Origin of the sequence: Anaerosporomusa subterranea, from assembly GCF_001611555.1 — a bacterium.
Classification (GTDB): domain Bacteria; phylum Bacillota; class Negativicutes; order Sporomusales; family Acetonemataceae; genus Anaerosporomusa; species Anaerosporomusa subterranea.
Genome location: NZ_LSGP01000020.1, coordinates 220,328 through 246,942, shown reverse-complemented (window position 1 = coordinate 246,942; position 26,615 = coordinate 220,328). Strand labels below are relative to the sequence as shown.

At 51.1% G+C, this 26,615-nt stretch carries 23 protein-coding genes; 2 read left to right on the top strand and 21 right to left on the bottom strand.

The genetic code is table 11. The features are described 5' to 3' along the window. Positions 1–242: 242 nt before the first annotated feature. Complete coding sequence (locus AXX12_RS13530) at positions 243–2,039, bottom strand: heme NO-binding domain-containing protein (RefSeq protein ID WP_066243684.1); 1,797 nt, start codon at positions 2,037–2,039, stop codon at positions 243–245. A gap of 234 nt (positions 2,040–2,273) precedes the next feature. Here AXX12_RS13530 and AXX12_RS13525 point away from each other — a divergent pair, with 234 nt between their 5' ends. Then, a complete protein-coding gene (locus AXX12_RS13525; RefSeq protein ID WP_066243681.1) occupies positions 2,274–3,116 on the top strand; it encodes a flavodoxin family protein in 843 nt (280 codons plus the stop codon). Between the two features lie 101 nt (positions 3,117–3,217). On the opposite strand, the gene AXX12_RS13520 is transcribed toward AXX12_RS13525, so the two are convergent. Beyond that, entirely contained in the window at positions 3,218–4,396 is a 1,179-nt protein-coding gene (locus AXX12_RS13520; protein ID WP_066243679.1) for a thiolase family protein, read from the bottom strand. Between the two features lie 151 nt (positions 4,397–4,547). Here AXX12_RS13520 and AXX12_RS13515 point away from each other — a divergent pair, with 151 nt between their 5' ends. Further along, positions 4,548–4,883 carry a L,D-transpeptidase gene (locus AXX12_RS13515; RefSeq protein WP_066243676.1) on the top strand — a complete coding sequence of 112 codons (336 nt, stop codon included), beginning with the start codon at positions 4,548–4,550 and terminating at the stop codon, positions 4,881–4,883. Positions 4,884–5,067: 184 nt separating this feature from the next. On the opposite strand, the gene AXX12_RS13510 is transcribed toward AXX12_RS13515, so the two are convergent. From AXX12_RS13510 to AXX12_RS13420, 19 genes are all read right to left on the bottom strand, one after another. Beyond that, positions 5,068–5,916 carry an alpha/beta hydrolase gene (locus AXX12_RS13510; protein WP_066243673.1) on the bottom strand — a complete coding sequence of 283 codons (849 nt, stop codon included), beginning with the start codon at positions 5,914–5,916 and terminating at the stop codon, positions 5,068–5,070. Positions 5,917–6,255: 339 nt separating this feature from the next. Next, positions 6,256–7,668: an S-layer homology domain-containing protein gene (locus tag AXX12_RS13505; RefSeq protein WP_066243669.1), complete on the bottom strand. Its 1,413-nt coding sequence runs from the start codon at positions 7,666–7,668 to the stop codon at positions 6,256–6,258. Positions 7,669–7,806: 138 nt separating this feature from the next. Next, on the bottom strand, positions 7,807–8,796 hold the full coding sequence (locus AXX12_RS13500) for a 3-oxoacyl-ACP synthase III family protein (protein ID WP_066243666.1): 990 nt from the start codon (positions 8,794–8,796) through the stop codon (positions 7,807–7,809). Between the two features lie 176 nt (positions 8,797–8,972). Further along, positions 8,973–9,719, bottom strand: a complete 747-nt coding sequence (locus AXX12_RS13495; protein WP_066243663.1) for an alpha/beta fold hydrolase — start codon at positions 9,717–9,719, stop codon at positions 8,973–8,975. A 15-nt stretch (positions 9,720–9,734) separates the two neighbouring features. Beyond that, complete coding sequence (locus AXX12_RS13490; protein WP_066243661.1) at positions 9,735–10,445, bottom strand: ABC transporter ATP-binding protein; 711 nt, start codon at positions 10,443–10,445, stop codon at positions 9,735–9,737. Next, positions 10,438–11,211 carry an ABC transporter ATP-binding protein gene (locus AXX12_RS13485; RefSeq protein ID WP_066243658.1) on the bottom strand — a complete coding sequence of 258 codons (774 nt, stop codon included), beginning with the start codon at positions 11,209–11,211 and terminating at the stop codon, positions 10,438–10,440. The genes AXX12_RS13490 and AXX12_RS13485 overlap by 8 nt, the downstream gene beginning before the upstream one ends. After that, positions 11,202–12,215: a branched-chain amino acid ABC transporter permease gene (locus tag AXX12_RS13480; RefSeq protein ID WP_066243656.1), complete on the bottom strand. Its 1,014-nt coding sequence runs from the start codon at positions 12,213–12,215 to the stop codon at positions 11,202–11,204. The genes AXX12_RS13485 and AXX12_RS13480 overlap by 10 nt, the downstream gene beginning before the upstream one ends. A gap of 1 nt (position 12,216) precedes the next feature. Further along, positions 12,217–13,086, bottom strand: a complete 870-nt coding sequence (locus tag AXX12_RS13475) for a branched-chain amino acid ABC transporter permease (protein WP_197470723.1) — start codon at positions 13,084–13,086, stop codon at positions 12,217–12,219. A gap of 162 nt (positions 13,087–13,248) precedes the next feature. Continuing rightward, positions 13,249–14,454 carry an ABC transporter substrate-binding protein gene (locus AXX12_RS13470; RefSeq protein WP_066243653.1) on the bottom strand — a complete coding sequence of 402 codons (1,206 nt, stop codon included), beginning with the start codon at positions 14,452–14,454 and terminating at the stop codon, positions 13,249–13,251. Positions 14,455–14,566: 112 nt separating this feature from the next. After that, positions 14,567–15,400 carry a methyl-accepting chemotaxis protein gene (locus AXX12_RS20025; protein WP_066243649.1) on the bottom strand — a complete coding sequence of 278 codons (834 nt, stop codon included), beginning with the start codon at positions 15,398–15,400 and terminating at the stop codon, positions 14,567–14,569. A gap of 329 nt (positions 15,401–15,729) precedes the next feature. Beyond that, positions 15,730–16,977, bottom strand: a complete 1,248-nt coding sequence (locus AXX12_RS13460) for an ABC transporter substrate-binding protein (protein WP_066243647.1) — start codon at positions 16,975–16,977, stop codon at positions 15,730–15,732. 214 nt (positions 16,978–17,191) lie between these two features. Beyond that, the gene (locus tag AXX12_RS13455) at positions 17,192–17,899 is read right to left on the bottom strand and encodes an ABC transporter ATP-binding protein (protein WP_066243644.1); all 708 of its coding nucleotides are present in this window, start codon (positions 17,897–17,899) and stop codon (positions 17,192–17,194) included. Beyond that, positions 17,877–18,638, bottom strand: coding sequence for an ABC transporter ATP-binding protein (locus AXX12_RS13450; protein ID WP_066243640.1), 762 nt, complete (start codon positions 18,636–18,638; stop codon positions 17,877–17,879). Before AXX12_RS13450 ends, AXX12_RS13455 begins: the two co-directional genes overlap by 23 nt. Next, entirely contained in the window at positions 18,619–19,587 is a 969-nt protein-coding gene (locus tag AXX12_RS13445; RefSeq protein WP_082816866.1) for a branched-chain amino acid ABC transporter permease, read from the bottom strand. Before AXX12_RS13445 ends, AXX12_RS13450 begins: the two co-directional genes overlap by 20 nt. Before the next feature lie 2 nt (positions 19,588–19,589). Next, on the bottom strand, positions 19,590–20,447 hold the full coding sequence (locus tag AXX12_RS13440; protein WP_082816865.1) for a branched-chain amino acid ABC transporter permease: 858 nt from the start codon (positions 20,445–20,447) through the stop codon (positions 19,590–19,592). Positions 20,448–20,556: 109 nt separating this feature from the next. Next, positions 20,557–20,739: a hypothetical protein gene (locus tag AXX12_RS13435; protein ID WP_066243635.1), complete on the bottom strand. Its 183-nt coding sequence runs from the start codon at positions 20,737–20,739 to the stop codon at positions 20,557–20,559. Between the two features lie 4 nt (positions 20,740–20,743). After that, positions 20,744–22,039 carry an acetyl-CoA hydrolase/transferase family protein gene (locus AXX12_RS13430; protein WP_066243633.1) on the bottom strand — a complete coding sequence of 432 codons (1,296 nt, stop codon included), beginning with the start codon at positions 22,037–22,039 and terminating at the stop codon, positions 20,744–20,746. A gap of 186 nt (positions 22,040–22,225) precedes the next feature. After that, positions 22,226–23,260: a 3-oxoacyl-ACP synthase gene (locus tag AXX12_RS13425; RefSeq protein WP_066243631.1), complete on the bottom strand. Its 1,035-nt coding sequence runs from the start codon at positions 23,258–23,260 to the stop codon at positions 22,226–22,228. A gap of 114 nt (positions 23,261–23,374) precedes the next feature. Beyond that, positions 23,375–26,599 carry a BTAD domain-containing putative transcriptional regulator gene (locus AXX12_RS13420; protein WP_066243629.1) on the bottom strand — a complete coding sequence of 1,075 codons (3,225 nt, stop codon included), beginning with the start codon at positions 26,597–26,599 and terminating at the stop codon, positions 23,375–23,377. Between the last annotated feature and the right edge of the window lie 16 nt (positions 26,600–26,615).

The following is a 26,615-nucleotide window of genomic DNA, read 5'->3' as shown; positions in this document are numbered from 1 at the left end:
CAGACAACAGTCTGTCGGCCATTTTGTTTTTCGAACCGCTACGGTTCCGAGGTTCTTCGGCCTAAGGCTGTTCAGAAATGCCGAGATGCTAGGCAGCCCGAGGAGATGAACGCGGACAGTACTGGCAAGTACGGCAAGCTCACCCCCGCAGGGCTGATTGCGCAACTCTTGGCGCTTCAGCGCCTTAGAGTTGGCAGCATACCCCTTGCGGGTGCAACGCAGATTGGCGTTTATCAACAGCCTTACGTCCGGTATTGGTTGATGTCTTCGCCGAAGTGGGCTATCACCGTCTTAAACTCGCGAATCTTATCCATCATGTCCCGAAGCTTATCATTATAATCCTGAACCGAAGCGCTGACTTCCTCAGTGGCAGCAGAATTCTCTTCCGATATCGCAGCCAGAGATTCAATCTTGCCATACACCTGGTTCAGCCCAGCCATCTCATGCTCCAATTTATCAATCATATCCACGATATTGTTGGCAACTCCGTGGATATTGCCGACATGATCGCTGGTGTTGCGGACAACCGCGTCGAGTTGGTGGCTTTCCGCGGCGAGAATATCATATTCAGCTTCAATTAGCGAAACCACGCCGCCAATTGTTCCCATGAGAACCTTCAGATCGTCGGAGATACTGTCTGAGTGGTGTTGCGACTGTTCTGCCAGTTTGCGCACTTCTTCAGCGACGACCGCAAAACCGCGCCCCTGCTCTCCCGCCCTTGCCGCTTCGATGGCGGCGTTAAGCGCGAGCAGGTTGGTCTGACCGGCAATTGCCGCCACCATACCGGTAATTTCATTAATCTTGGTTGCCTGCACTTCGAGCGCCTCGGCAGACTCTTTAACCGATACAAACTTATCCAGGCTATTGGTCAAATTTGTACTTGATGATTGAACCTCGGCAAAGCCTTTGTTAATCTCGCTGACAGCAACCTCTAGTTGTTGCTTGTTGCGGCTCTGACCGGCGACAACTGAACGCAGGGTTTCCAAATTGCCGCTAAGAATGCCGACCGCCACTTCGGTCTCTGCTGCCTGATTAGTAGCTGCAGTCGCCACATCATGAACAACACCCGAAATTTCATTTGAAGTTTGCCGCATCCGGTCAGCCAGTCCGTTAAAGTTCTGCGCATACTTATCCATCTCGTCAGTGACGCCCTTGAAGCCAATAAAGTCACGCTTGACGCGTTGCTTATACAGGGTCAACATCTCGGTCAGCAGTTCAAACTCATCACCTGACCGCAGCGTAATTTCCTCAAAATAGCGCCGGTCTTGAACCGCCTTAATCTGTTCGCCAATAAAGCCAAATGGCCGCAGCAGCAGCGCCGCTCCTAACCAGGCCGAAATTCCGGTCACAACCGGTTGCCAGAGAGGAGCGCTCAATCCGCCCAGTGACAGTATGGCTTGCACAGCAACGGTAACCAGCGCTGCGACGACACCAATTTTCACCGACAGATTTCTTAGCACGCCGAAAGAAAATAGTGTATTTAGCCGATACGTCTTAGTTCGCTTGATCGCCGTTGGGAAGGTAATCGCAATTTTCATGTGCTCGGCCGATGATTCAAGTACTTCGGTTGTGATATTCTCGCCAAAGTGTTCAGCCGCACCTGCCAATAAGCCGCGCAAATAGCCAAACATGCCGCGTTTTGAGCGGTAGCTAAGCACAGCTTGGTTTTCTGCGACCGGCTCGATCAGCAGTTCCGGTGGATTAGCGCCCGGGATCCGCTTAACCATCACTACATGCACATCATACATTGACCGCAAAAAAGAGTATAAGTTCTCCTGGCGAAAAAATGCTGGGTAGTCTTCGAAAAACGTTTTTAAATTGTCTTTGCCAATGGCAAGCCAAATGTCATCTTCACTTTTCTGCAGGTTTTTTGCCAGAAAGCCAACAAATTGCCTTGGCTTAGTGTCATCGACATCTTCTGTCGGCAGGAACATTTTATCCCGGCTCCAGCCTGCATGTTGCATAGCTTCAGCAGTAACCTCGCTGCCCCAGAGCTTGCGGGATGTGTTTATCCAGGTACCGATTACGGTTCCCTTCATCGCGACCACCTCATCCAATTATCCTAATTTGTAGATATTCTCTATCCGCACCTATTTTCCTGTTTTTTCAACAAAATCTTCCAAATATTTATCCTTATTTCATTAATATCTGACCATGGCTTTCAAAAATGCGAAAACAGAGCAGGCATGATATACTTAAGGCATAACCTGCGGCGATGGTCGAGCGCTACGATGAAATCAATGACCATCCTGCATGAATCAGGAGGGATTTGGTTGAATATCTTGGGATTGGTGGCCTCCGGACGAAAGCTGGGTAACAGCGAGATCCTGGCGAAGGAAATGCTAGGAACTCTGGCAGGCGAAAAGCGACTGTTACGACTGAGCGAGCTGTTGGTTGAGCCTTGCCGAGCTTGTTATGCTTGTCTACCTTCTGGCAAACCCTGTATCATTAATGATGATCTAACGTTTTTCTTACAGCAAATTGAGTGGGCTGATGTTGTAGTGATTGCTTCACCTTGCTATTTTCTTGGCTCGCATACCAGCATCAAGCTGATCGGCGACCGCCTAATTTCTATTTTAAATGATGGCAAGAGATTTCAGGGCAAACGCTGTGTGGCAGCAGTAAGCTACGGTGTAGCTGATTGGGAAGGCTATGCTCGGGAAGCTGTAATGAACTTTGCGCGCTTTTTACACCTCGACCTAATGGGAACGCTCGTCGTGCGCGCTGCCAATCCTGGTGAAGTCGTGCAGTCAGAGATTTTAGCTGAGGCAAGAGCTTTGGCAGGCAAATTAGTCGAAGGCGGCGACCATAGCTGCCAACAACAAGAGGCGCACACCTGCCAAGGCTGTGGTTCAAGCTTATTGCAGATTACACCCGCCGGAGAGGTGCGTTGCGTCATGTGTGGCATGACCGGGCAGTTGACGGTAGAAGCTAGCGGCTTTGCGCTGACCTTCAACCCGCCGGAACACAGCCGTTTTTCATTGCATGGCATGGCCGAGCACGGGCAGAGGTTAGAAGATATCAAAGAAGAATATATCGCCAGACGTAAGGATTTGCTTGCACTGCGCAAACAGTACCAGGAACAGGACGAGTGGTGGATACGTCCACCGCGTTGAGTGTATGATATAGCTACCAAGCTTTGAAGGAATATAATCTAGTGACTAAAAAAGGGAAGACTCTGCGCTGCGCAGCAGTCTTCCCTGCTTTTTACCGGGACTTATAGTTTTTCAACCACGCTGGCGATTGCCGGGCCGCCGCCGACGCAAAGCGAAGCTACCCCATAACGCACATCGCGCCGCTGCATCTCATAAATCAAGGATACGATAATCCGCGCTGCTGTGCAACCCACCGGATGTCCAAGCCCGATGCCTGAGCCGTTGGCATTAACCTTCGCCATATCAAGCTTCAATTCACGGTTAACCGCTAAGAACTGAGCGGCAAAGGCTTCGTTAATCTCGTAATAGCCGATATCATCGGCAGTAAGGCCTGCAAGCTTAATCGCCTTTGGCACCGAATACGCCGGGCCGATGCCCATGACTTCCGGTGCTACGCCAACGTTAGCTGTAGAAACTAATCTCGCCAACGGCTTAATTCCGAGTTCTTTCGCTTTATCTGCCGACATCAGCACTAGCGCGGCCGCGCCGTCATTGACACCTGAAGCATTGCCGGCTGTAACTGTGCCAGTCTTTTTGAAGGCTGGTTTCATGGCGGTCAACTTGTCCAGAGAAATATCTCGCCGCGGGTGTTCATCAGTATCAACAACTACGGTTCCTTTGCGGGTTTCAATCTTGACCGGAACGATCTCGTCAGCAAAGACCTGTTTGTCGATGGCCGCAATCGCCCGCTGATGACTGAGCAACGCCAATTCGTCCTGCTCCTGCCGCGTGATCTGGTATTTCTCAGCCAAATTCTCTGCGGTAAGGCCCATGTGATAGCCCATCATCGCACAGATGAGACCGTCATACAACATGGAATCAACCATTTCACCATGTCCCATACGGAAGCCTTCACGCGCATTCTTCAATAAATAGGGCGCCTGTGTCATGCTTTCCACACCGACAGCTACCGCAATATCGGTTTTGCCTAGCATAATGGACTGACTGGCCAACTCAACCGCCTTCATGCCTGAGCCGCACTGCTGATCAACTGTGTAGGCATAGCCTTCTACCGGCATACCGCATTTGAGTTGGATTTGCCGTCCGGGGTTACCCTTGACTCCTGCCTTATAGATCATACCGCAAGCGACTTCCTGAACCTGATCTGGCGAGACGCCTGCTTGGCTGAGCGCAGCGTTAACAGCAATCACACCTAAATCCACCGCGCTAACATCTTTGAGCTTACCAAGAAAATCGCCGATTGGCGTCCGCTTTGCCCCTACAATTACAACCTCTGTCATATGCTCCCCCCATTAAAGGATTACTAGCTATTATTAAAATATTCTGTATATAATACCCGATTCCTGCCTACTTAAATGAAGGAAATTTGGCCTTAAAAAGTCGAACCGATTCGCGTTGCGGTGAATACACTGCAAAAGCGAGGTGATTAAAATGGCGTATTCGATAACCATCTCTCTATCAGCCCGCCAGTTGCGATTGTATCAAGATAGAGCTTTAATTCGTAGTTATCCAATTGGTGTCGGCAAATCCACTACCCCGACTCCGATTGGCACGTTTGCGATTGCTAGTAAAAATCCCAATCCTGGCGGCCCATTTGGCGCGATGTGGCTGGGGCTTAGTGTTCCTCATTACGGCATTCACGGCACGAACAACCCCGCTTCAATCGGCGGATTTGTGTCTCACGGCTGTATTCGCATGCATAATCGGGATGTGTTGGCGGTGGCGAGGATCGTCCCCCTCGGCACGCAGGTGACAATCGGGCGTTAAGAAGACCCCTTCTATGCTTGCATATGCAAAGGTACAAGACACCATTAAACAAGACATTCAAGCGTCGCGAAGGCCACGCGGCCAAGAGCGACGAAGGAGCTGTGTTTTCACACAGCCCCTTTTTATTGAAAAACTATTTCTCAGCCTAGTCCTTCCCAGCCCCGACCGGGCTGAAGGATCCGCCTCATTTCTTCGAGGCTTCGACTAGGTTATCTTTGACGGATTGGTACTGCAATTCCATCGACGCAGGATGGATACGCAGTTCATCGTGATTCAGAGTCAGTTTTTGCTCGACATTAATCGGATGATTGACGCCACCTTTAATCGCTGGACTGTCTTTGATCTTTTCGCTCTTGAAGGCGGTGTCATATATGCCTGTGCCATCATATATGGTAACATGCTTGATCGGCGCAGGGTTCTCGGCTGGGCTGTTTAGAGCCTGTAGCCAGGGGCTGTTTGGATAGAGTTCGTCACAGACAACATTGATGCCAGGGGCGCAAAGTTCCATGCCGTGGTTGGCGCCGGCGATCATGACATGGGTGCCGATTACTTCCTCAAGGGCGTAGACTTGGATTGACTTGCGGACAATCGTTGGGCCTAAGGAATGGGAGATAACATCGACCTTCTTGACATTTGAGTTAATGGTTTGCGCATAGCGCAACACTTCTTCGATAAAGTTGCGGATGTCGCCGATGTTCTCGTCATTGGCGTCGACATTCTGAATAGAACTATTGCCCCAGCTTAGAGTCCATAGCTCATTCGGCGTATAGCCTTTGCTGAGAAAATATTTGTAGACAGGCAGCCAATCGTTGGCGTTACGGGTATTGCCGTGAACAAAAATGACCGGGTTGTGGGTAATCGCACCAGAGCCACCGCCGTAGCCGCCGATCGGTGTGCCTTTGGTATCGTCAACCGGTGCAGTAAAACCTTTAGGGAAGCCGGTCGGGACTTGGGGTTCGGCAGCGAAGGCGGCAAAGGGAACGAACAAGGTGAGAGCGAACGTTAGCAGGCAAAGTAGAGATAGTTTCTTCATGATTATCCCTCCAGTTTAGTAATTATTTAACCCCCAGACTGGGGGATTCAGGTCAATGTCATTTTGGAAAGTGCATTGGCAGTTGGAGACATGGAAGATTGCTCGGCACAAGGCCTCGCAATGAAACGTAAAACTGCTCAATCTCTTTTACCGTCATCCGCAATGATGGCCATAGATGACATAGCGTTCGGGGCCGAAGCGGGGCGATCTTCTCTCGCCCTTTCGAACTTCGCATTATTGAAAAACAGTCTTCGAAAGCAACTCTTACCTAATTGTAAAAGGCGCAAAGCCCCGGTGGTTAGCCGGGGCCTTCCCCTACTAAATTGAGTTTGAGGAGGATTAGAAGAAGAAGTTGAAAGTGGATTGATAGCTGTTGTTGGTCCAGTCGCCTTGAGTACCTTTGTCAAGCGGCTGGCTACGGTCATAAGAGAAGGTCCATTGGACGTTCTTCCAAGGAACGTATATGTAGTCAAAACGCCAAGCTTTAACACCATTATAGTTGTTCTGCCAGGTTCCATCGTTGTCAGTGGTTAGCGGTACCCAACTGAAAGCTCCTGCATTGGCGAAACCTGCTACGCCCGGCTCGAGTCGACGATAGGACACGGCCCAGCCATGATCACCTTGGACGAAAGGATTAACCATTGAGGTGTAAAGAGCAGGCATGTAGTTGGTAGCTTTGTATTTGGATTGCAGAGCGACGAAAAAGCCAGTTTGGCCACCCTTCATCTCAGCAATGCCCGGGATAAGCACTGTGTCATCTACGTGGTTTTTGCCCCATTCAAATGATAACGCGAGACCACCAGTATTAGGAATCTCAGCAGCACCGTTTACCGCGAACATCTTCATATTTTTATAGTCTGCTGCACTTGTGAAACCGGAAGTATTCTCTAGCATGTAGAAGCCGAGGTCAGCTGTTTTATCAAATTTGTAACTGAATTCGGCAAAGGCAACTTTATTTTCCTTAGAGGCTCCTGGTGCGGCAGGAGCGTTGGCTGCGGTGCCCTTACGTCCACCGCCGAGGCGCATAGCCAGTTTATCAAAGTCACGGGAATAGTAAATGCCTTCAAAGTCACCGGTATCACCATAGAATGTACCTTTACCAGGATAAAGCATCATCTTACCGATCTCAACTTTACCATCAAGAATATTCTTGCCAGTCAACCAGAAGCGGTCCATCCGGAAGGAAGTATCACTAGAGTTGTTGATGTTGAATTTAGCTTGTACCACACGGGAATTCCACTCCCAAGTATCGCCAACCGGCACGTTCATGTACATACGGATACGTTCCATGAATTGATGCTGTTGATCGATGTTGTTAGTACCACCAAATGCGGCACCTTTGTCGCCTGGCTTCAAGCTAGTATAGTTATACTGAATCCGATTATCAAAGAAGAAGTTAACCTTCGATTTAGCTTCTACCTTCGCCAGTCTTGCGCCCAACTTAGTCAGTTCTGCATTATACTCGCGGGACAACTTATCGATGAGCTTCTTTTGTTCAGCATCAGCTTTTTCGATTTTCGTCATAGCGTTGCCGACCAGCACTGCCATTTCGTAGCGGGTAAGTCCTTTGTCGCCATTAAAGCGACCAGCGTCGCCGACGATGATTCCGTCTTGGGTGAGTTTCTTCACGGCTTGGTACGACCAATGATTAGCGGGTACATCGGAGAATACGTCGGCCTCGGCCGCAAACGCCGGGACACTGAAGACAAGTAGACAAAGCGCCGCCATAATGAGAACTATTTTCTTGTTCATTGCGGTTTCTCCTCCTTATTTTTTGGTCATCCGACGGCGTAGTAAAAGTGTCCAAGTTTCCTTTCTCTACCTTCCGTCTATGAACAGCGGCTTTTCGTTCATTCCCTCCTTTGTCTTTCACCGCTGCGGATTTCGAACTTACCATCGAAATATGACTGCGCCTGAGGATAGGCCAACCCCTGAACCCACCATGACAACTATGTCACCTGGCTGAATGCTGCCTGCCTCAACGGCCTCATGCAAGGCAATCGGGATGCAGGCTGAGCCGGTATAGCCATACTTATCCATAGAACAGGTTGTCTGACTCATTGGCAGGCCGAGAATGCCCATGACTTCTTCGATGACAGATTTGTTAATCTGGGTAAACAGCAGATGTTTGACCTCAGCCAGCGTCAGTCCTGCCCGCTTAAGTGCTTCATCAATTAACGGCGGCCAGAGCTTGACATTGCGGTCCCCAGGCAATGGTTTAAGGAAGGTCAGCAGATGTTCACCTTTATCAATGGCTTCATGGCTGATCGGGTTTTTCGTGCCACCAGCATAGATGCCGAGGAAGTCATACTGGGTGCCATCTGCCACCAGCTTGGCTGACAGGTAGCCGGAGCCATCCGCCTCAGTGGCTGACAGTACCACCGCGCCGCCACCGTCGGCAAAGATGGGAGCAACTTTCTCGTTGGTAAAATCAACAAACTTGGTCATGTTATAAGTACCGACAACCAGGATATGTTTGTAGGTTTGGTCATAGCCGATCATGCGGGAAGCCAAATCCAACGTGGCCACAAAGCCGGTGCAGGAGGCGTTGACATCAAAGATGCCTGCGTTGACTGCCCCCAATCTACCCTGCACAACCGCTGAGGTCGGCGGACTGATGTACTCTGGCGTGTCAGAGGTGACAATTACCATATCAATATCTTCCGGATTTAAGCCTGCATTGGCCAGAGCCGCCTTGGCAGCTTCTGTACCCAGATCAGCACTGGAGAAATCATCACCAGTGATGTGGCGGGCTTTGATACCCAGTTTCGTCTCAATATTCAGCGGAACCGGCTTACCCATGCGTACGCCTAGTTCCTCATTAGTCAATCGCAGCGGTGGGACCCACATGCCCACACCGGAAATTCTCGCTCGTCTCATATGGTCCTCCTTATTAGAGCGTGTTTCAAGAAACGCGCAACCATAAATAGGGCGGCTGTTAGAAAATGTTCAGAGGCTAGGCGCCAGAGCCGGCGAGGCCGGAGGCGTACAGCGCAGGTACGTTGAGGACCTCAACGGCTCTGGCAACGACGCATATGGGCATTTTATAACAGCCGCTACAATGTCCGGACGAAGTCTCCTAACAATTGTGTAAATGTCGCGGCGTCCTCTACCTGCGGGTTGTGTCCGACTCCTGCCACGACCGCTAACTGACCTTTCGGATAGGCAGCGACTGCTTTCTCAGCCTCGGCGACGGGAACCACTCTATCCTGTTCACCATGGATGACCAGCACAGGCTTAGCAAAGGCACGAGCGGCAGCCGTAAAGTCGGCGCCGTCAAGCGCGCGGGTGTTGGCCATCACCGATTTGGCGCCAAGCAGACAATCCTCAGCAAAGCCGGCCCAGACTTCTTCCGATACTGGCTTGACTAGGGTAGACTTGAGCGCTGCCAGCAGAATCATCTGATTATCCAGCATCATCTGCACCAGGTCATATTTGATATCTTTCATGCCATCGACCGGAGCAGAATCAACGAGCACCAGCCCCTCAAGCATGTCAGGATATAAGGCTGCGAACTGCATGGCCACCGCGCCGCCGAGCGAATGACCGACCAGAGTGAACGGGGCGAATTCTTCAATTTTTACCAGTTCGGCAATATCTGCCGCATGATCTACCAGACTGACTGTTGCCAGTCCCTCCGGACTTTTGCCATAGCCCCGTAAATCAAGCGCCAATAGTTCAAATTCCTCAGCCATGATATTGATAACGCCTTGCCACCAACGAGTGGAGGCCATGTTGCCATGAATCAGGACAATTCGTTTCGCTCCAGGTTTGCCCTTGCGTAAAGTGTAGAGAGTGCTCATTGACTATTCCCCCTATCAGCCATGTCCGCCCAAATACGAGCGCCGAATTCTATCGTCTTTGAGCAGTACAGACGCTTCTCCCGCCATTACAACCCGTCCTATTTCCAGTACATAGGCGTAATCGGCAGTTTTTAACGCCATATTAGCATTTTGTTCCACCAGCAAAACGGTAGTTCCTTCTTTATTTAGTCTTCTTATTATGGTGAATATATCAGCGACAATTTTGGGCGCCAAACCCAGTGAAGGCTCATCTAGTATCAGTAATCGCGGTTTCCCCATCAAACCTCTGGCAATTGCCAGCATTTGCTGTTCGCCACCGGAAAGGGTACCACCTTTTTGCGCCAAACGAGTTGCCAAAGCCGGGAAATAATTCAGGGCATGTTCTAGCTCGGTTTTGAAATTCCACTTATCTTTACGCGCATATAGCCCGATTCTAAGGTTCTCTTCTACAGTCAGGTGAGCAAAAATTTGTCTTCCCTCAGGGACATGGATGACTCCCAGACTGACAATCTCTTCAGCAGGAACGCCATTTAACGGTTTGCCGATAAAGCTGATTTCTCCTTGGGCGACCGGTAGAATACCGGATACGGCTTTAAGAGTAGTCGATTTGCCTGCCCCATTCGCGCCAAGCAATGTAACGATTTTTCCTTCCGGGACATGGATGGATACTCCATCGAGCGCCCTGACCCGGCCATAGTAGACATCAATGCCGGTAATGTTAAGCACTCGCCTCGCCCTCCCCCAGATAGGCTTTGATGACAGCAGGATTGTTTTGAATAGTCTTAGCGTCACCTTCGGCAATCTTGCGGCCGAATTCCATTACCGTGATGGTATCGCAAATCCTCATGACCAAAGACATGTCGTGTTCCACAAGTAGTATCGTAATCCCTAGCTTATCTTTCAGTTCGACGATCAGATCGCCTAAATGACTGGTTTCCTGCGGATTGAGTCCAGCCGCCGGTTCATCTAAGAGCAGCAGCTTTGGCTTTGATACCAAGGCCCGGGCAAATTCGATCAGTTTCTGTTTACCATAGGGTAGAGAGCCAACAAGGGAATTCGCCGTATCAGCCAGCCCCAGAAACTCAAGAGCCTCCATGGCCGCCTGACGCCGCGCCGACTCTGCCTGCTTCACCTTGCTGGTTGCAAACAGATCGCCGAAGAAACCGCTGCCTCCCAGGCTGTGCTGGCCGACCAGCACGTTTTCGAGCGCTGTCATGCCACGAAATAATTCAACATTTTGAAAGGTCCGGGCAATACCGAGATTCATAACTTGGTCTGAGCGGAGCGCTAACAAGTCCCGCCCAGCAAAGTCTATTTTTCCGACTGCCGGTTGATAAAAGCGGCTGAGGCAATTGAATACCGTGCTTTTGCCTGCCCCGTTAGGGCCGATTAACCCGTGGATGGTCTTTTCGGCTACCGCAAAGCTTAATTCATTAACGGCTGTCAATCCGCCAAACTGTACGGTTACTCCGTCAAGCTGCATTAGCGGCATGATGATTTTTCCCCCTCTCCTGCTATCCTGCGAAATTTCAAACGCTCGGAAAGGGAAGACCATATTTGAACAAGCCCCCGTGGCAGATATAACACGACCAAGATGAGAATCACGCCTGTCAATACCTGCGGCAAATTCTGGGCCACGGCTTTCATACCTGCCGGAAAGCCCCGACTGACTGAATTAAGAACATGCGGCAAAGCGACAATAAAACCTGCGCCAGCAACAAATCCAGGGATGCTGACCAGACCGCCGACAACAATCATGGTCAGATAGTTGACTGACATTCCCAGATGGAAATCTGTCGCGCCGATGAACCGGACCAGGTGTGCGTAAAGTCCGCCTGCCAGACCGGCATACGCTGCGCTCAATGCAAAGGCCAAGGTTTTGTAATGAGTGAGATTGATGCCCATTGCCTGAGCGGCAGTTTCACTGTCCCGGACTGCGATGAAGGCGCGTCCGGTGCGGCTGTTAACAATATTTTTTGCCAGCCAAACTGCGATAACTAAACAGACAAGCACTAGATAAAAGTAGTCTTCTTCTGCTGACAGCTTATAGCCGAACAACAGCGGCGCAGCGGGTTTGAGTCCGTCAAAGCCGCCTGAGACGGTTTCCCATTTGACTAAAATCTGCGGCACGGCCACACCAAAGCCAAGGGTTGCAATCGCCAGATACTGCCCAGACAGGCGCAGCGCCGGGAAACCGAGAGCATAGCCAGCAAGACCGGCTACCAGTGATGACAAGGGTAAAGCCAGCCAGAACGACCACCCCAGTTTGAGGGTTGTGAACCCGCAAAAGAAAGCGCCAATGGCAGTAAAGGCGGCATGGCCCATGGATATTTGCCCGGCAAAGCCGATTAACAAGCCAAGCCCGAGCGCCCCTATGGCGAAAATGCCCATCAGATCAATGAGATAAAAGTAATAGGATGGTTCGGTGAAGTATGGAACGGCTTGCGGCAGTAAAATTACTATAAGCAGAAGCAGCCATCGTAAGTATCGTTTCATGCTACACCTTTTTCCTTTCCACCGTGCCAAGAATACCGGTTGGCCTCACGCAGAGAACGGCGACGATTAGTGCAAAGGCAAATGACCCCTTCATCTCAGTTGAGATGTAGCCAGCTACCAAGTTTTCCAGCACGCCTAGACTCAAACCGCCCAACACCGCGCCAGGCAGGCTGTTGAAGCCGCCAAGCACTGCGGCGGTAAAGGCTTTAATAATGACCTCTGACATCATATTGATATCCAAGAAGGTAACCGGAGCAATAAACACGCCAGCTATCCCGCCAAGCATGGCGCCAACCGCCCAGGTGGTCGACAATACGCGGTTAACCTTGACACCCATCAAGCGGGCTGCCAGGCGGTTTTCCGCAACGGCTCGCATCGCAATGCCGACCAGAGAATATTTGAATACTGCATAGAAGATTACCATAATGACACAGGTCACCACTAAGTTCAAAACATCAGGCAGAGTAATGACAAGCTGGCCAATTTTCACCGGTTGACCACTGACCGCAGTCGGAAAATTGTGTGGCTCAAAGCCCCAAATCCAACCCGCGAGACCATTAATCACCATCATCAGGGCGATGGTCATGATTAGGACATTTAAGAGCGACGCCTTGGCCAGCGGCCGGATAAAAGCTTTCTCAAGAAATACGCCTAAGAGAGCGGCAACCGCCAGCGCACCTGCCAACGCCAGCCAAAACGGCGTATGCAAAGAAAGCAGACTAAAAGCGACAAAGGTACAGAACATTGCCATCTCGCCTTGAGCGAAGTTGACAACGTCGGTTGTTTTATAAATAAGAACCAGCCCCAAAGCAGTCAACGCGTAGAGGCAACCGGTGGCAAGGCCGCTGATAACTTGTTGAATGAAAATCACAGTGTTTTCTCCCTTCAGGAGCGAATCTGGCGAAATAGGCTACGATAACCGCAGAGTACACAGAGGGTGCGTTGAGTACACGAAGGGTTTGGGATTCATTTTGTATAATAAACCGCAGCCCTCTGCGATCCCTCCGCGTACTCTGCGGTTCGAATCCCTGGTCTACTGTTTCAGTACAAACCGATCTTTTGACACCATGTCGAATTTGCCGTTTTCCACCTTAATCAGCAGCAAGTATTTAACGCCTGAGTGAGAGTCGGCTGTATAGGTGATGCCGTTGGCAAGAATGCCGTTAAAGTCTTTAAAGCTTTCCAACGCTTTGATCAGGCCATCGCGATCTATATCCTTACCAGCGCGTTTGAGGCCTTCTACCAGGATTTCCCCGGCGATGAAGCCGGCTGTGGCGAAACCGCTCGGCATTTCGGTCGTGTTGTTGTATTTCTGATAAATCTCGGTGAACTTTTTGAATGCTGGCTCGTTGGGGTCAGCGATAGGCACCCAACCGCCAAGTAGCAAACCATTCGCGGCGTCGCCAGCCAACTTGATGATATTCAGATCAGCGTTGGTATAGGTGGTCAGAAAGTTGGCGTTATAGCCTTGTTTTTGCGCTTCCTTGAGAATGCCGGCGCATTGTCCGACCACTGTGTAGAGCACAACGGTATCCGCGCCTGCGGCTTTGGCTTTCAGTATGTGAGTGCTGAAATCGACGTCTTTGACATCATGAGCGCCATCGTATACCAGGGTGACGTTAGCCTTATCAAGCTGTGCTTTCACACCCTCGAGACCCTGCTTGCCAATATCCGAGTTCTGCCAAAGGACGGCGACCTTCTTCGCGCCCATCTTGTCGGCTGCATACTGGGTCAGAATTCTGCCTTCGTCATTATAGTTGGGCTGCACAGTGAAGGTATTCTTGCGCAGCGGATATGCTGGTTGGCTAGCGCCAGTCATCGGATAAACGAATGGGACACTCTTATCTGTCAGATAATCAAGGGTCGCTAGAACGCCAGGCGTACCCAGTGATGGCGAAATAGCGAACACTTTGTCTTGCTCAACCAGTTTCTTGACCGCTGCTAGTGCATTAGCCGGATTGAACTGGTCGTCTTCGATCAGGAGCTCAATCTTGCGGCCATGCACACCGCCTTGCTCGTTCACATATTTGATGTATGCTTCCATCCCTTTCTTAACCGGAACGCCGACCGCAGCTACCGGACCGGACAGTGCCATAAAGGAACCGATTTTAATGCTGGTGTCAGTCACGCCGGGAACCGTTTTCTTCGGTGCCCCACCGCCACAGCCAGCAACCAACACACCAACAAAGACAAACAGCGCCAGCCATGCTGTCAGCCGAGTAAGTTTGGACAGTTTCATGATAATCCTCCCCATATAGGTTTTTTGTCATCTTCATTGTAGACAATGCTAGTTACAGACCAGTTACAACTTTGGGAATATTCTATAATTTAGTGAATTATTCTGATTTTAATTAAGAAGATTGATCTAGCAAGTTCCGCATGCTGTTAATGAGCGCTTGTAATCCTTCCATACCGGCCAATATCTGCTGCGTAGAAGCAGCCTGATCGCCGGAAGCTCGGCCGACTTCCCGCGAGACTGTCGAAAGTCGGTCGGTTTCGGCGCGAAGCATCTGGAACCCCTTTGCAATCTCTTGCACCGATTTCTCACTTTGGTTTGCAAGAGTGCGAACTTCTGAGGCGACTACATTAAAGGCTCGGCCCTGTTGCCCCAGACGCGCCGCCTCAATGGCTGCGTTTAGGCCAAGCAGTTGTGTCTGATCAGCGATATAGCGAATCAGCCCTAGGGTATCGTCTGTGTGCTTCATCTGATTCAACACCATTGCAGACACATCGCCAATTTGGCCGCCAGCGGCGGCTAACCCCTCCGCTCGCACCGCTATTTCACGCACCGCAGTCACAGACTGCACCATCACGGTATCTGCCTGCTCAGACAGCTCTCTGAGCATACTTTCGCGTTGTGTCGCTTCTGTCAAAACGATTGAGCCTACGACCTCGCCGCTATCCTCAATTAGCGGCACGCCGACTGCCCTATAGGGAATGTTCCAGGCACTGGCTTCTGCCGTTACCTCGGAGATAATCTTGCGCCGCTCGCTGATAACCCGATAGCCAAGGTGGCATTGCTGCAGCAAATCACCTGCCCTGACGCCGAAATCGATCTTTTTGCCTGGCAGGTATATAAGACACTTTTGAACATCATTAACCGATACCGTGAAATCACCTTGCTGCAGCGCCTGGATCACCGGAGCCGCGGCCACAAAGTGGTCTAAGATGCTGCTTACCTGCATGGTTACCTCCTCCATGAATGCAGCGTCCACTACATATAATCAGCCCGGCAAGCCGGGCTGACCCAATCTATCAAGACCCCGTTCCCAGATCGTTCAGAAACGTCCAGGTGCTAGGCAGGTCCGTCGACCCAGCAGCGACGCGTACGAAAGGGTACGCTAGCAATGGGGCGACGGGCCTATTGCGCAACTCTTGGCGCTTTAGCGCCCTTCGCCGCTCTCGGCCGTCCATGGCCTTCGCGGCACCTGAACGTCCTGTTCAATGGAGTTGGCGGCATACCCCTTGCGGGTGCCAACGCAGATGGGCGTTTATCAACGATCTGACTACTACCTTACTTATTAATCCAGGACGGCAGCTTATACTCCGCATTCGCAAACTCTTTCGGATACACCGCATAGCGTTGGCCGTCTTCGGCAAATTGGAAGAAGACGAAGCGGGCATTTGAACCGCCGTACACCAAGTCATGATCCTTCGTGAACTTGATTGGTGATGCCCCCTTATAGTCAGTGGCTTCGAGCGCTTTAATCAGCGGGTCGGTATCAAAGGTTTTAGCTCGTTCGGCAGCATCTTTCAGTACATAGAGAGCATCATAGGCTGGGTATGCAATGAAGTTTGCCGAGTGACCATATTTTTCTTTGAACTTTTTGGCAAAGGCCAGAGTTTTCGGTGTCAGCGGCGCGGGGCCCGAGTTCGGGTTAGCGGTTGTCTCAAAGGCTGCTTTACCACCGGTTTCCTTGAAAAATTCATCTTTCGTGCCAAAAGCGATGGCGCCGACAATAGGCAGAGGAACTTTGTTGTCATTCCATTGTTTCACATAGGTAATGCCTTCCGGTCCGAGGATCGTGTTGATGATAAACTCAGCGCCTGCCTTTTGTGCGTTGGTAAAGTTTGGCGAAAAGTCGGTGGTGTCAGAATTGAAGTATTCGCGATAGACTACTTTCAACCCAGCAGCCTCGATTTTCTTGGCAACCGCCTCGCTGATATCTTGCGAGTACTTTAGATTGGTAGAGAGAATAGCCGCTTTGGTCATGCCGTGTTTTTTATTCAGAACGTCAACGATGAACTCAGCGATGGAATTCCCTTGATTTGTCGAGTCCAGGGTACCAACCCGGAAGTAATATTTATACTTCTCATAGTCTTTGGCTATTCGTTCGATGAGGACTGGAGTGGCTGCGCCCGTACCCAGCCAGATCTTCTTGTTTTGCGCCATGACATCCATCATGCCGTTAACCACGCCGGAACCGACGCCGCCCATCAGGAGGTCGACTTTGTCCTGGGTGTAGAGCTTTTTCAACGCTGCGAGACCTTTTTCGGCTGAGTTTTCGTCGTCGCCGTAGACTAATTCAATTTTCCGGCCATTGATGCCGCCAGTAGCATTGATTTCCTCAGCCGCCAGCATTGCCGATTCCTTAATGGCTACCCCGTGCTCAGTCTGAAACGGCCCGATCACGCCGACTTTTAGCGGCGCATCCGCCTTGGTCGCCGCCGGCTTGCCGCCGCAGCCGCCTAACAACAGAATGCTCAGACTAAACACAACCGCCAGAAACAGGGCCACGCTTTTCTTACCTTTGCCTACCATACATTTCCCCTCCAACTTTTTATTCATTTTGAAGTTTTGGAAACGAGGGTACGTTTTACCGCAGAGTACACAGAGGTCGCAGAGTGGACACAGAGGGAACGAGGGATAGGTTATTTATAACTCTAAACCATACTCAGTAACCCTCTGCGCACCCTCTGTGTTACTCTGCGTACTCTGCGGTTAATGTGCCCCAACGTACCTCTAACTGTCTCTCCTAAATCCCCAAATATAAATCCCGTATGTGCGTGTCACGCGACAGCTCAGCCGGAGTTCCTTCCGCCGCCACCCGGCCGTGTTCCAGCACATACAGCCGGTCAGCAATACCGAGCGCCATGTTGGAATCCTGCTCCACCAGCAGGATGGTGACGCCGAGTTGCTTGATCTCAGCGACGCCCTGGAAGATTTGTTCTTTAACAATCTGTGCCAGTCCAATGGATGGTTCATCCAGCATCAGCAGTCGCGGTCTGGCCATGATGGCTCGAGCGATGGCTACCATCTGCTGTTCGCCGCCGCTCATGGTGCGAGCCATCTGGTTCAGTCTTTCCTTGAGACGGGGAAAAATGCTGTAGCAGCGCTCCAAATCTGCCTCGACTTCGGCTTTATCCTGCCGTAAGAATGCGCCCATTGCGAGGTTTTCTTTAACTGTGAAATCTGGGAAGAGCCGCCTATGCTCCGGGCAGTGAACAATACCCTTTTTCACCAACTCATGCGCCCGGTAGCGACTGACCTCCTCGCCTAGATAAGTAATTGAGCCCGAGACTGGCGCCACTCTTGAGATAGCCCTGAGCAAAGTCGTCTTGCCTGCGCCGTTTGGCCCCAGTACAGCCACGCACTCTTTTTCCTCTACAAACAGCGAGATGTCTTCAAGGATCAGCGCGCTGTCATAACGGACGGAAAGATTACGGGTTTCCAATACTGGCAAGTGCAGCGCCCCCTTTCCCTAAGTAGGCTTCAATCACCAACGGATTATTAACAATATCGCGGGGTGTCCCTTCGGCAATCTTCTCGCCATAATTCAGGGCGATAACTCTATGTACCAGCTTCATGAATTCTTTAAGCTTGTGTTCGATAATCAGCACAGTCAGTCCATGTTCTTGATTGAGCTTGCGCACTGACTCGGCGATAGGGGCGACTTCCTGCACCCCCAGACCGGCAAACGGTTCATCCAGCATAATTAATTGCGGCTTCAAAGCCAGCGCCTTGGCCAGCTCCAGTTTCTTCAGTTCCCCATGAGTCAGCTTTTCCACTGCCAAATCTGCTTTGTCATCCAGACTAACGGTTATCAGCACAGCCTTGGCCCAGTCTTTCGCATATTTCCGTCCGCCAATCAATCCGGTTGCCCGCGGCGAATAGCAGGGAACCAGCACGTTTTCGAGCACAGTTAGGCCATGCAGCGGCCGCGGAATCTGAAAAGTCCGGGCCAGCCCGAGATTGGCTACTGCGTGCGCGCTGCGTCCGGTTATATCTTGTCCAGCGAACACGATTGCGCCTGCCGTCGGAGCGAAACTGCCGGCGATTTGATTGAAAAGAGTGGTTTTACCAGCCCCATTAGGCCCCAGAATGCCGAGTATCTCGCCTTGCTGAACCGTAAAACTGACATCCTTTGTTGCCTCTAAGCCGCCGAACCGTTTGTATAGAGAGCTAACCTCCAAGATGTTCATGAACGCCGCCTCCCTTCACCGCCGAGCCGGTTGTCAGTCTTGCTCCCAGAGTGGAGAAAATACCTTTTGGCATGAACAGGAGGACTAGAATTAACAGCGATGTATAAATGAGAAGGTGATATTCGCCAAAGTGTTTTAGATAATCAGCCGCCACAGCCAGCACGAACGCGCCCAGCGCGGCGTTGATGATCGACCCCGCTCCGCCGACAACCGCCATAATGATGATGTTGAGCGAGATGTGAGAAGCTAGCACGGCATCCGGACCCACATAGCCCAGGTAATGGGCATTGAACGCGCCAGCCATGCCGCCGAACCAGGCGCTGACAACAAAGGCGGCAACTTTATAGAGAGTGGTGTTTACGCCGCCAGCCTCGGCGGCTGCCTCATCCTCACGGATCGCTTTAAGCAGCAAGCCGATGTGTGAGCGACCAATCATATACAGAATACTAACACTTACCACCATGAATACTAGCGCCGCGTAGTAGTCTGTCAACGGATCGCCAGTCAAAAACTCCACACCATAAATTCCGTCTTCGCCGCCGGTGTATTTGGAAAAGATGATTGCTAACCGGTCGGCAATAGCGGCAGCAGCCAGAGTAGCCAAAGCTAGGTAAGGTCCCTTCAGTCGCAGGCAAGGGATTCCGAGCGCCAGTCCGATGCTGGCGGCAGCCAGACCGCCCAGAAGAATTCCCCAAAGCGGGGCGATTCCACCGCCGAATTTGGTGATAAAGCCGACAAGGTAAGCGCCTGTGCCAATGAATAGGGCGAAGCCGAAGTTTTCCTGTCCGGTGAAGCCTGACAGTAGATCCCAGGCCGCTACATATACGGTATAGATGCAAGCCAGAACCAGAACGCTCATTAAGTAGGCGTCATCATACACCAACGGAAACAAGAATAACGCGGCGACCAGCAAAGAGAGAAGCTTGCTTGAAACTGTCATGTTCTTCATAACTACGCCCTCCCCGCTTTACCCATCAGGCCAGACGGTTTAACGATGAGAACCACCAGTACAACTGCCAAGAAAACCAATTCCCGCAAATTGGTGGATATGGCAAGCGATACAAAAGTTTCGATATAGCCTAAAAGAAAAGATACAATCACACTGCCTTCCAGACTGCCTAACCCGCCAAGGATAACAATTGCAAACGCTTTAATCAGCGGGAACAGCCACATGGCTGGCTCAACTGTTAGAAAAGGCGCGACCAGAACACCAGCCGACGCAGCTAGGAAAGCGGAAATGGCGGTGGTTAAGAGATATGCCCGGTCGGCATTGACTCCCATAAATGTCGCAGCCAGTTTATCCTGCGCCACCGCCATGATCGCCCTGCCAGTTGAAGTGCGACGGATAAAGTGCCATAGCCAGACGATCAATACAATCGATACGACGAAGGCAAGCGCACGGGTTGAAGGAACGACCACACCGAACACGTTGATACTACCCTCAACAAATCCCTTAACATTCAGATATTTCGCGCCAAAAATAATTCTAACCAGGTATTGGGTGAAACTAGCCAGCCCCAAAGTCAGAATCATCACCGTGGTTGCCGACTGGCGAACCCGGCTGATGACATAGCGATCAAGGAATAGGGCTATAGCCACCACCGATGCGAGCGAAGTCAATGCTGCAAGCAACAGCGGCAGACCGGCAAACACACTATAGACATAATAGAAATAGGCCCCTAAGAGATAATACGAGCCATGATAAAGATTCACAATCCTGGCTACTCCGAACATCAGGCAGAATCCGAGCGCGAGCAGCGCGTAGAAGGCGCCGTTGACACTGCCGCCGATTAACAGATCAGCAATCATGATATGCCTCCTTTATCGGCCGTTGCTATGCCCTCAGCATCTGAACGGCCTAGATACGGATGATTGTGATACGAAAGATTACGGCACGGAGGGTGCCCTTGACATCGATTTATTGACCTGACTCTTCCTGCGCTTCTTTCATTTGCTGCCCGATATAGTCGAAGGCATCTTCAAGGCTGCTGAAATGGTGTTCTTCGCCGCTGGCGATTTGGCGGGTGAAGACCCGGAAGCAGCCATTGGGTTCTACCGTGCAGCGGACCATATAGGACATGACGATACTGTTTTGATCCATACTATCACCAAATCTGCAGCCTTTCCGCCTCAGCGGCTAGCTGGTCGCGGAAGGCTGGATGCGCGATGGCGATTAGACGGCTTACGCGCTGACGCACCGAGGTGCCGCGCAGTTGGGCAACGCCGTATTCGGTAACAACATAGTCCACATCATTGCGCTGCAGGGACACAACCGCTCCCGGAGTCAATAATGGCACAATCTTTGAAATCGAGTCATTTTTAGTTGTTGAATAGAGGGCAATGATTGACTTGCCGCCTGGAGACAACTGAGCGCCGATGGCAGTATCTGCCTGACCGCCTGTGCCGCTAAATTGACTGTGGCCGATTGACTCTGAGCAGCACTGGCCGGTTAGGTCAATCTCCATCGTGGTATTAATCGATACCATTTTATAATTCTGACCGATAACAAAGGGGTCGTTGACCTGGCAGCCTCGCATCAATGCCACTGCCGGATTATCGTCAATGAAGTCATAGAGTTTTTTCGTTCCTAGAGCGAACGTCGCCACCATCTTGCCGCGATGCAGCGTTTTTTTTCGGTTGGTGATAACTCCAGCCTGGTACAGATCCACCATACCGTCGGTGAACATCTCGGTATGAATACCCAGGTCTTTCTTACTCATTAGTCCTTGCGCGACAGCGTTCGGGATACCGCCGATGCCGAGCTGGATGGTCGAGCCGTCCTCGACCAAATCGGCGATATATTCCCCGATCCGCCGATCCTTCTCACTTGGCTCAATCACCGCTAATTCAGGCACCGGTATCGTGTGTTCAATAAAAAAGTCGACTGCCGACACATGTACTGCCGTTTCGCCAAGGGTGCGCGGCATATTTGCATTCACTTCGAGAATAACCAGATCGGCGTTTTCGATCATTTCCTGTTCATAGGTCAAGCTCAAGCTTAAAGAAACATAGCCATGCTTGTCAGGCGGAGTACAGATGCCGACAAAGATGCTAGGTTTGCGGTGTGCCAGCCGCTTGCTGCCGGCAAAGTGCAGGTTGTTAGGAATAAAGGACACGGTTTGCTGAGCCTGCGCCTTGCGCATGGCCGGGTTGTAAAACCAGCCTTCATTGAGGAAATGGCCTTTCATGGCAGGGTCAACGAAGAATGGGTAATTCTGCATGTTCAAACAAGTGGAAATGACCACATCTTTGACTCGTGGCGAGCAAGTGTGCAATGCGCTCATAAAACCCTGCGGCTCCGCACCCGCCATGGCGACCACGATATGATCGCCTGTCTTCACTTTGTCCAGGGCTTGCTCCCTGCTGATCTGTTTGTTACGAAACATCGCCTGATGATCCATCAATAACGCCTCCTGATTTTTGGCAATAAGAAAGCAAGGCACCCTGGTTAGGCGCCTTGCTTACTAACCTTGGCACTTAAAATTATCGTTTTCTATTTACGCTGGCAATCGACATATATTCCACTCCCGCTATGCATTGGCGGCTGTTTCCAACTAGCAATGCACACAAGAGCGGCATAGCCGAAGCTAGGAAACAGGTCCCCATTTAATGATATTCGCTGCCCAGGCATAACCAATTCCGGCCGCGATCATGGCAATAACGGTTCCGTCTTGAACCTTGCCTTGTTCGAGTGCCAGTTGCAGCGAGAGGATTTGGTCAATCTGTCCGATATGACCGAATTCAGATAGATAGACAGACTGTTCTTCCGACAGTCCAAGTAGCTCCAGCATGTGCTTATGCATGGAATACTTAAAATGCAATACAGCCAGATAGCTGATGTCACGGCGAGTCAAGCCGGACTCTTCAGCTGCCTGATCGATGCACAACAGCCAGTTATCCATAGACACCACATTTAAGCGGTCTTTCATATGCTTTTCATCAAAAATTTGCAAGGATTTATACGCTTTACCCAGGTTTTCCCCGCTAATCGGTTCAGCCGTACCGCCATAGCGCACGCCAACATCACGCGCTAACGACCCATCTGTCATCAGATGCGAACCCAGCAGTGCATTGCGGCCATAGTCCTTTTTCAGGATGATCGCGCCGCCGCCTGCGGCTAGATTATACATCATCGACATCGCAGGGTCCTGGTAGTTGACAAAGTCGCCATTACGATAACCGCCAACAACCATTACGGTGTTAAGCTTCGGATCAGCCAGCATCATATCTTTGGCAATTTTCATGGCAGCCACGCAACTGCAGCAGCGTTGCTGCACATCAATCGCCCAGGCGCGGCAGGCGCCGATCTGCTCCTGAATATAGATGCCAGATGTAGTCAGTGGATACTCTTTCCACTCCTCACCAATGCAAAGTATCAGATCGAGCTCCTGAGGGTCAACGCCGGTTCGCAGCAAGCAATCGTTAGCTGCGCGCACGCCCATGTCTTGCGTGCCGTCATCCAGACCGGGAATCGTTTTTTTGCTAAAGCCAAGCTTGCTGACGACATCAGCCTCAGCCCAACGTCCGCCAGTGGCTTCTGCCACTTCTTTGGCGGTCATGTATGTCGCCGGCAGATACACTCCGGTGCCAACAACGCCGATATGCCTTGCCGCCTTAGTCATAAACTCACTCCTCTCCCAAACGCTGCAAACAGAGTAAATTCGCCGCTCTCGCTTGCGTTTAACCTAAGTTTAGAGAGGAGTAGTTACAATTGAGTTACAAAAATTCCAATAATTCTAAATGTTCTCGTCAGAAACAGATAGTTTTTTAAATAATTCACTTGTTTCCTTGGCTGGAGGCACGCCCAATTCAGACATCAAATTATCGCGGCACTGGCGATACACCCGGATAACCATGGCCCGGTTGTTCTGCCGATAGTAACACTGCATCAACAGGCGGTATGCCTCCTCCCAACAGCTGTCCTTGCCAATAATACGCAGGCACAGGGAAATACACTCCTCGCTTTCGCCTCTCTCGAACAGCATGTGCGCCATGCGCTCTGCAGTTGTGATGTAGAGCATCAATAGCCGTTCCCGCTCTTCCTGACACCAATCTTCATAACAGCACTCAGGCAGAAAATCGCCTTTGTATTGATTGAGCGCCAGGCGATATAGGCGAATGGCCTGCTCAGGGTCCTTAGCTGCGATGCGGGCGCCGCGTGAAATATAACTTTCAAATTCGTCCACATCCAGCTGAATTCCGGTGGCCAAGTTCAGACCATACGAGCTGCTCTGCTTCAAAATATAAAAAGAATTAGTCCTTGCGCTGCGCGAAGGCTCAAGCGCGTTGATCAAAGCGTTCATCGCCACTTTAAAGTCCCCGTCTGAACCGGCTTCACCCCATAAAGCTTCAACTAGCTGCTCTTTATGAATCAGTTGCTTGCGGCAGGTAACGAAATACTGCAGCAGCTGTTTAGCTTTTTCTCGCTGCCATTCTTTAGCACGAATTTCCTCAAGACCGCGCCAGACGCGAAACTGGCCCAGGGCCTGCACCCGCAGCGTATAGCCGGGGTGTCGCTCAAGACCGGCGGTTGATCCTAAGTCTGCCAGCAAGGCAGTTACATATGTCCGGCAAATACCTTCCTGTTCGGCCAGCAACAACAGCGGTATGACTTCCTGCGGATCGCGCAGCCCTAAAATGGTTGGCCGGGTAAACAGAAAATCAAGATCATTGGCCTGAGTCCGGGTTAAAAGACTTTCGCCGACGCGGCGAAAAGTCGCTTGCTCACCAGTCACAGCCGCTGTCATTGCCAACCAAAACATGGCCACTGTCGACAGGTAGCTATCGCCGCAACGCACAAACGACTGGTGAGCGCGGTCAGCCCAACCTTGAGCTTGTTCATAGGACGCAGATTTATAATAAGCGATCGCGATTGCCAATTCGTTCATCGCTACCATCCAGTCATCTTTTGCTTGCTTGCTGACCCGCAGTCCCTCCATACCATAGCGCAAGGCAATTTCCTGACTGCCATGATGGCCGTATAGTACACACAAGCCAAATAACGGCTCAGCCTTGCCTTTTTCCACTCCCAGTGAAGAAACAATATCCAGCGCCTGTTGGTAGCATTCAACGGCTTCCGTCATTTCAGTCCAGGACTTTAGCTGCTTGGCGTGTCCTAACCGCATATAGGCGACAGCCTGCACAAACACGGCTTTCATACTGAGGCCGATATTCAGGCCTTCCTGAGCATTGGCCCAGGCTTCATCCACTTCGCCCATAAACGCGTTCAGCAATCCGAGCAGCAGCGGCGTCTCACGGTGTGAGCGGGGCAATGGATACGGATTGCGCCTGCCTGTCTGGCGGTTCAATATGCTTTTCGCCATATGAAGTCGCCCGGTTCGCAGATTCATCCGCGCTTCCACGTCACCACGGCTGTCTTCCATGAACAGTTCATTGGCCTGGTGAAACAGAGAAGCAGCCTCTTCAGCCCGGCCCTGATTAACCATATTTTCCGCTAACAGTTGATAGAGACGCGCCCTCTCTTGAGCGCGGCTTTTATCCACCAAGTCAAGCGCCTGCATTAAATACCGCTCAGCCAGCACCGGCTGCACAGTGTCGAGATACACCAACGCGTACGCTTTGGCCACCTGATAATGGCCCACTACACTGCCCAAATTGGTAAAGCCAGCTTCAGCCAAAGCGTAGCACTCTTGCGCGGCGGCAAAATCTCCGGCTAGGCGGTACATATCGCCACGACATAAAATAAGTTCTGGCGCCGACGACAACAATTCAGCAGGCAGTAAATCAAGCCATCGCTGCAGTTCCCCCTGCAGCCCACTGGTCATCAACTCGCCAGTCATGCCCTTCATGAGTTCAATGGCATCACTGTAAAACTTTCCTGCCAGCAGATGTTCTACCGCTTGCCTACGGTCATCTTTTTGCCTGTAGCGGGCCGCAGCTTTATAATGTAGCTTGGCCAACTCGGCTGGTGTAAAGCCTGACATCCGCCGCAAATAACCACGGAACAAGTGATGGTAGCGATACATGCCATCGCCGATACGAAAAGTAAACAAACCCTTGGTTTCGAGACTCTTTAGTAATTCGGATGATTTTTCCCTGTCAAAAATCGCATCACAATCTTCACCCTGCATCAGTTCAAGCACAGCAGTCTGACGCAGGAATAGGCGGGTCTGTTCTGATTGATTCGCTAAGTAGTCAGCCAGTAAGTATTCGAACAGCTCCATCATCGACTGCGGCAAAGAGGCCAACGCTGACTCCCAGGAACAGCCCTTGCGCATTAGCTGGCCTAACATATGTAAAGCCATAATCCAGCCTTCCGTCTTTGCGGACAGGCTAGCTGCCATTCGCTCATCCAGCGGCAAAGCATATTGAGTTTGAAATAGCTCCTGAATTTCGGTTTGTTTAAAGGCCATATCTGTCTCATCGATATCAAGGACCAATCCGTTGGCTCGCTTAATCGCGAGCCCGGGCAGAGGCGCCTTCTCCCTGGAAGCAATAATGACGTGAATCCGGTCAGTCAGTTGCTCGACAAATTGCTCCACCAGTTTGTGAACTGCGGAGTGATCGTCAACCATCTGGTAATCGTCAAGAACAATGACTGTGTCACGGTTCAGCTTCCGCCCTAACTGTTCAGCTAGTTCGCCAATCGCTGCTGCCGGATCGACAGAGCCTTGCCGCTCATCCCAGGTTAACATGTGCAAAGTATGTTCGCCGATCTCTGGAAAGCGCCTAAGCAGGGCGTGAGCGACATGCAGCAAAAACGTCTGCGCCGCACTGTCCTCCTCACTGCAATTGATCCAAAGCACGTCAGCCTGTTTATCGCTAAAAGCCTGATTTAGCAAGGTTGTCTTGCCATAGCCCGCACCTGCACGGATCACTGTCAACGGAACCCGCGTGGCTTCTCTTACCTTTTGCACGATCTGGGGCCGCTCAATCACATGTTTGGCCAGCTTAGGCCGCAAAAACTTCGCAGCAAATAAAGGAGTATATACATTTGCCATTTCACAACCACCTGTC

Coding starts and splice junctions, on each gene's coding strand:
- AXX12_RS13500 (WP_066243666.1), bottom strand. CDS start 8,796: ATGAGACGAGCGAGAATTTCCGGTGTGGGCATGTGGGTCCCACCGCTG.
- AXX12_RS13485 (WP_066243658.1), bottom strand. CDS start 11,211: ATGCCGCTAATGCAGCTTGACGGAGTAACCGTACAGTTTGGCGGATTG.
- AXX12_RS13495 (WP_066243663.1), bottom strand. CDS start 9,719: ATGAGCACTCTCTACACTTTACGCAAGGGCAAACCTGGAGCGAAACGA.
- AXX12_RS13520 (WP_066243679.1), bottom strand. CDS start 4,396: ATGACAGAGGTTGTAATTGTAGGGGCAAAGCGGACGCCAATCGGCGAT.
- AXX12_RS13440 (WP_082816865.1), bottom strand. CDS start 20,447: ATGATTGCTGATCTGTTAATCGGCGGCAGTGTCAACGGCGCCTTCTAC.
- AXX12_RS13425 (WP_066243631.1), bottom strand. CDS start 23,260: ATGACTAAGGCGGCAAGGCATATCGGCGTTGTTGGCACCGGAGTGTAT.
- AXX12_RS13460 (WP_066243647.1), bottom strand. CDS start 16,977: ATGGTAGGCAAAGGTAAGAAAAGCGTGGCCCTGTTTCTGGCGGTTGTG.
- AXX12_RS13470 (WP_066243653.1), bottom strand. CDS start 14,454: ATGAAACTGTCCAAACTTACTCGGCTGACAGCATGGCTGGCGCTGTTT.
- AXX12_RS13450 (WP_066243640.1), bottom strand. CDS start 18,638: ATGAACATCTTGGAGGTTAGCTCTCTATACAAACGGTTCGGCGGCTTA.
- AXX12_RS13435 (WP_066243635.1), bottom strand. CDS start 20,739: ATGGATCAAAACAGTATCGTCATGTCCTATATGGTCCGCTGCACGGTA.
- AXX12_RS13430 (WP_066243633.1), bottom strand. CDS start 22,039: ATGGATCATCAGGCGATGTTTCGTAACAAACAGATCAGCAGGGAGCAA.
- AXX12_RS13530 (WP_066243684.1), bottom strand. CDS start 2,039: ATGAAGGGAACCGTAATCGGTACCTGGATAAACACATCCCGCAAGCTC.
- AXX12_RS13480 (WP_066243656.1), bottom strand. CDS start 12,215: ATGAAACGATACTTACGATGGCTGCTTCTGCTTATAGTAATTTTACTG.
- AXX12_RS20025 (WP_066243649.1), bottom strand. CDS start 15,400: ATGCAGGTAAGCAGCATCTTAGACCACTTTGTGGCCGCGGCTCCGGTG.
- AXX12_RS13515 (WP_066243676.1), top strand. CDS start 4,548: ATGGCGTATTCGATAACCATCTCTCTATCAGCCCGCCAGTTGCGATTG.
- AXX12_RS13505 (WP_066243669.1), bottom strand. CDS start 7,668: ATGAACAAGAAAATAGTTCTCATTATGGCGGCGCTTTGTCTACTTGTC.
- AXX12_RS13445 (WP_082816866.1), bottom strand. CDS start 19,587: ATGAAGAACATGACAGTTTCAAGCAAGCTTCTCTCTTTGCTGGTCGCC.
- AXX12_RS13510 (WP_066243673.1), bottom strand. CDS start 5,916: ATGAAGAAACTATCTCTACTTTGCCTGCTAACGTTCGCTCTCACCTTG.
- AXX12_RS13420 (WP_066243629.1), bottom strand. CDS start 26,599: ATGGCAAATGTATATACTCCTTTATTTGCTGCGAAGTTTTTGCGGCCT.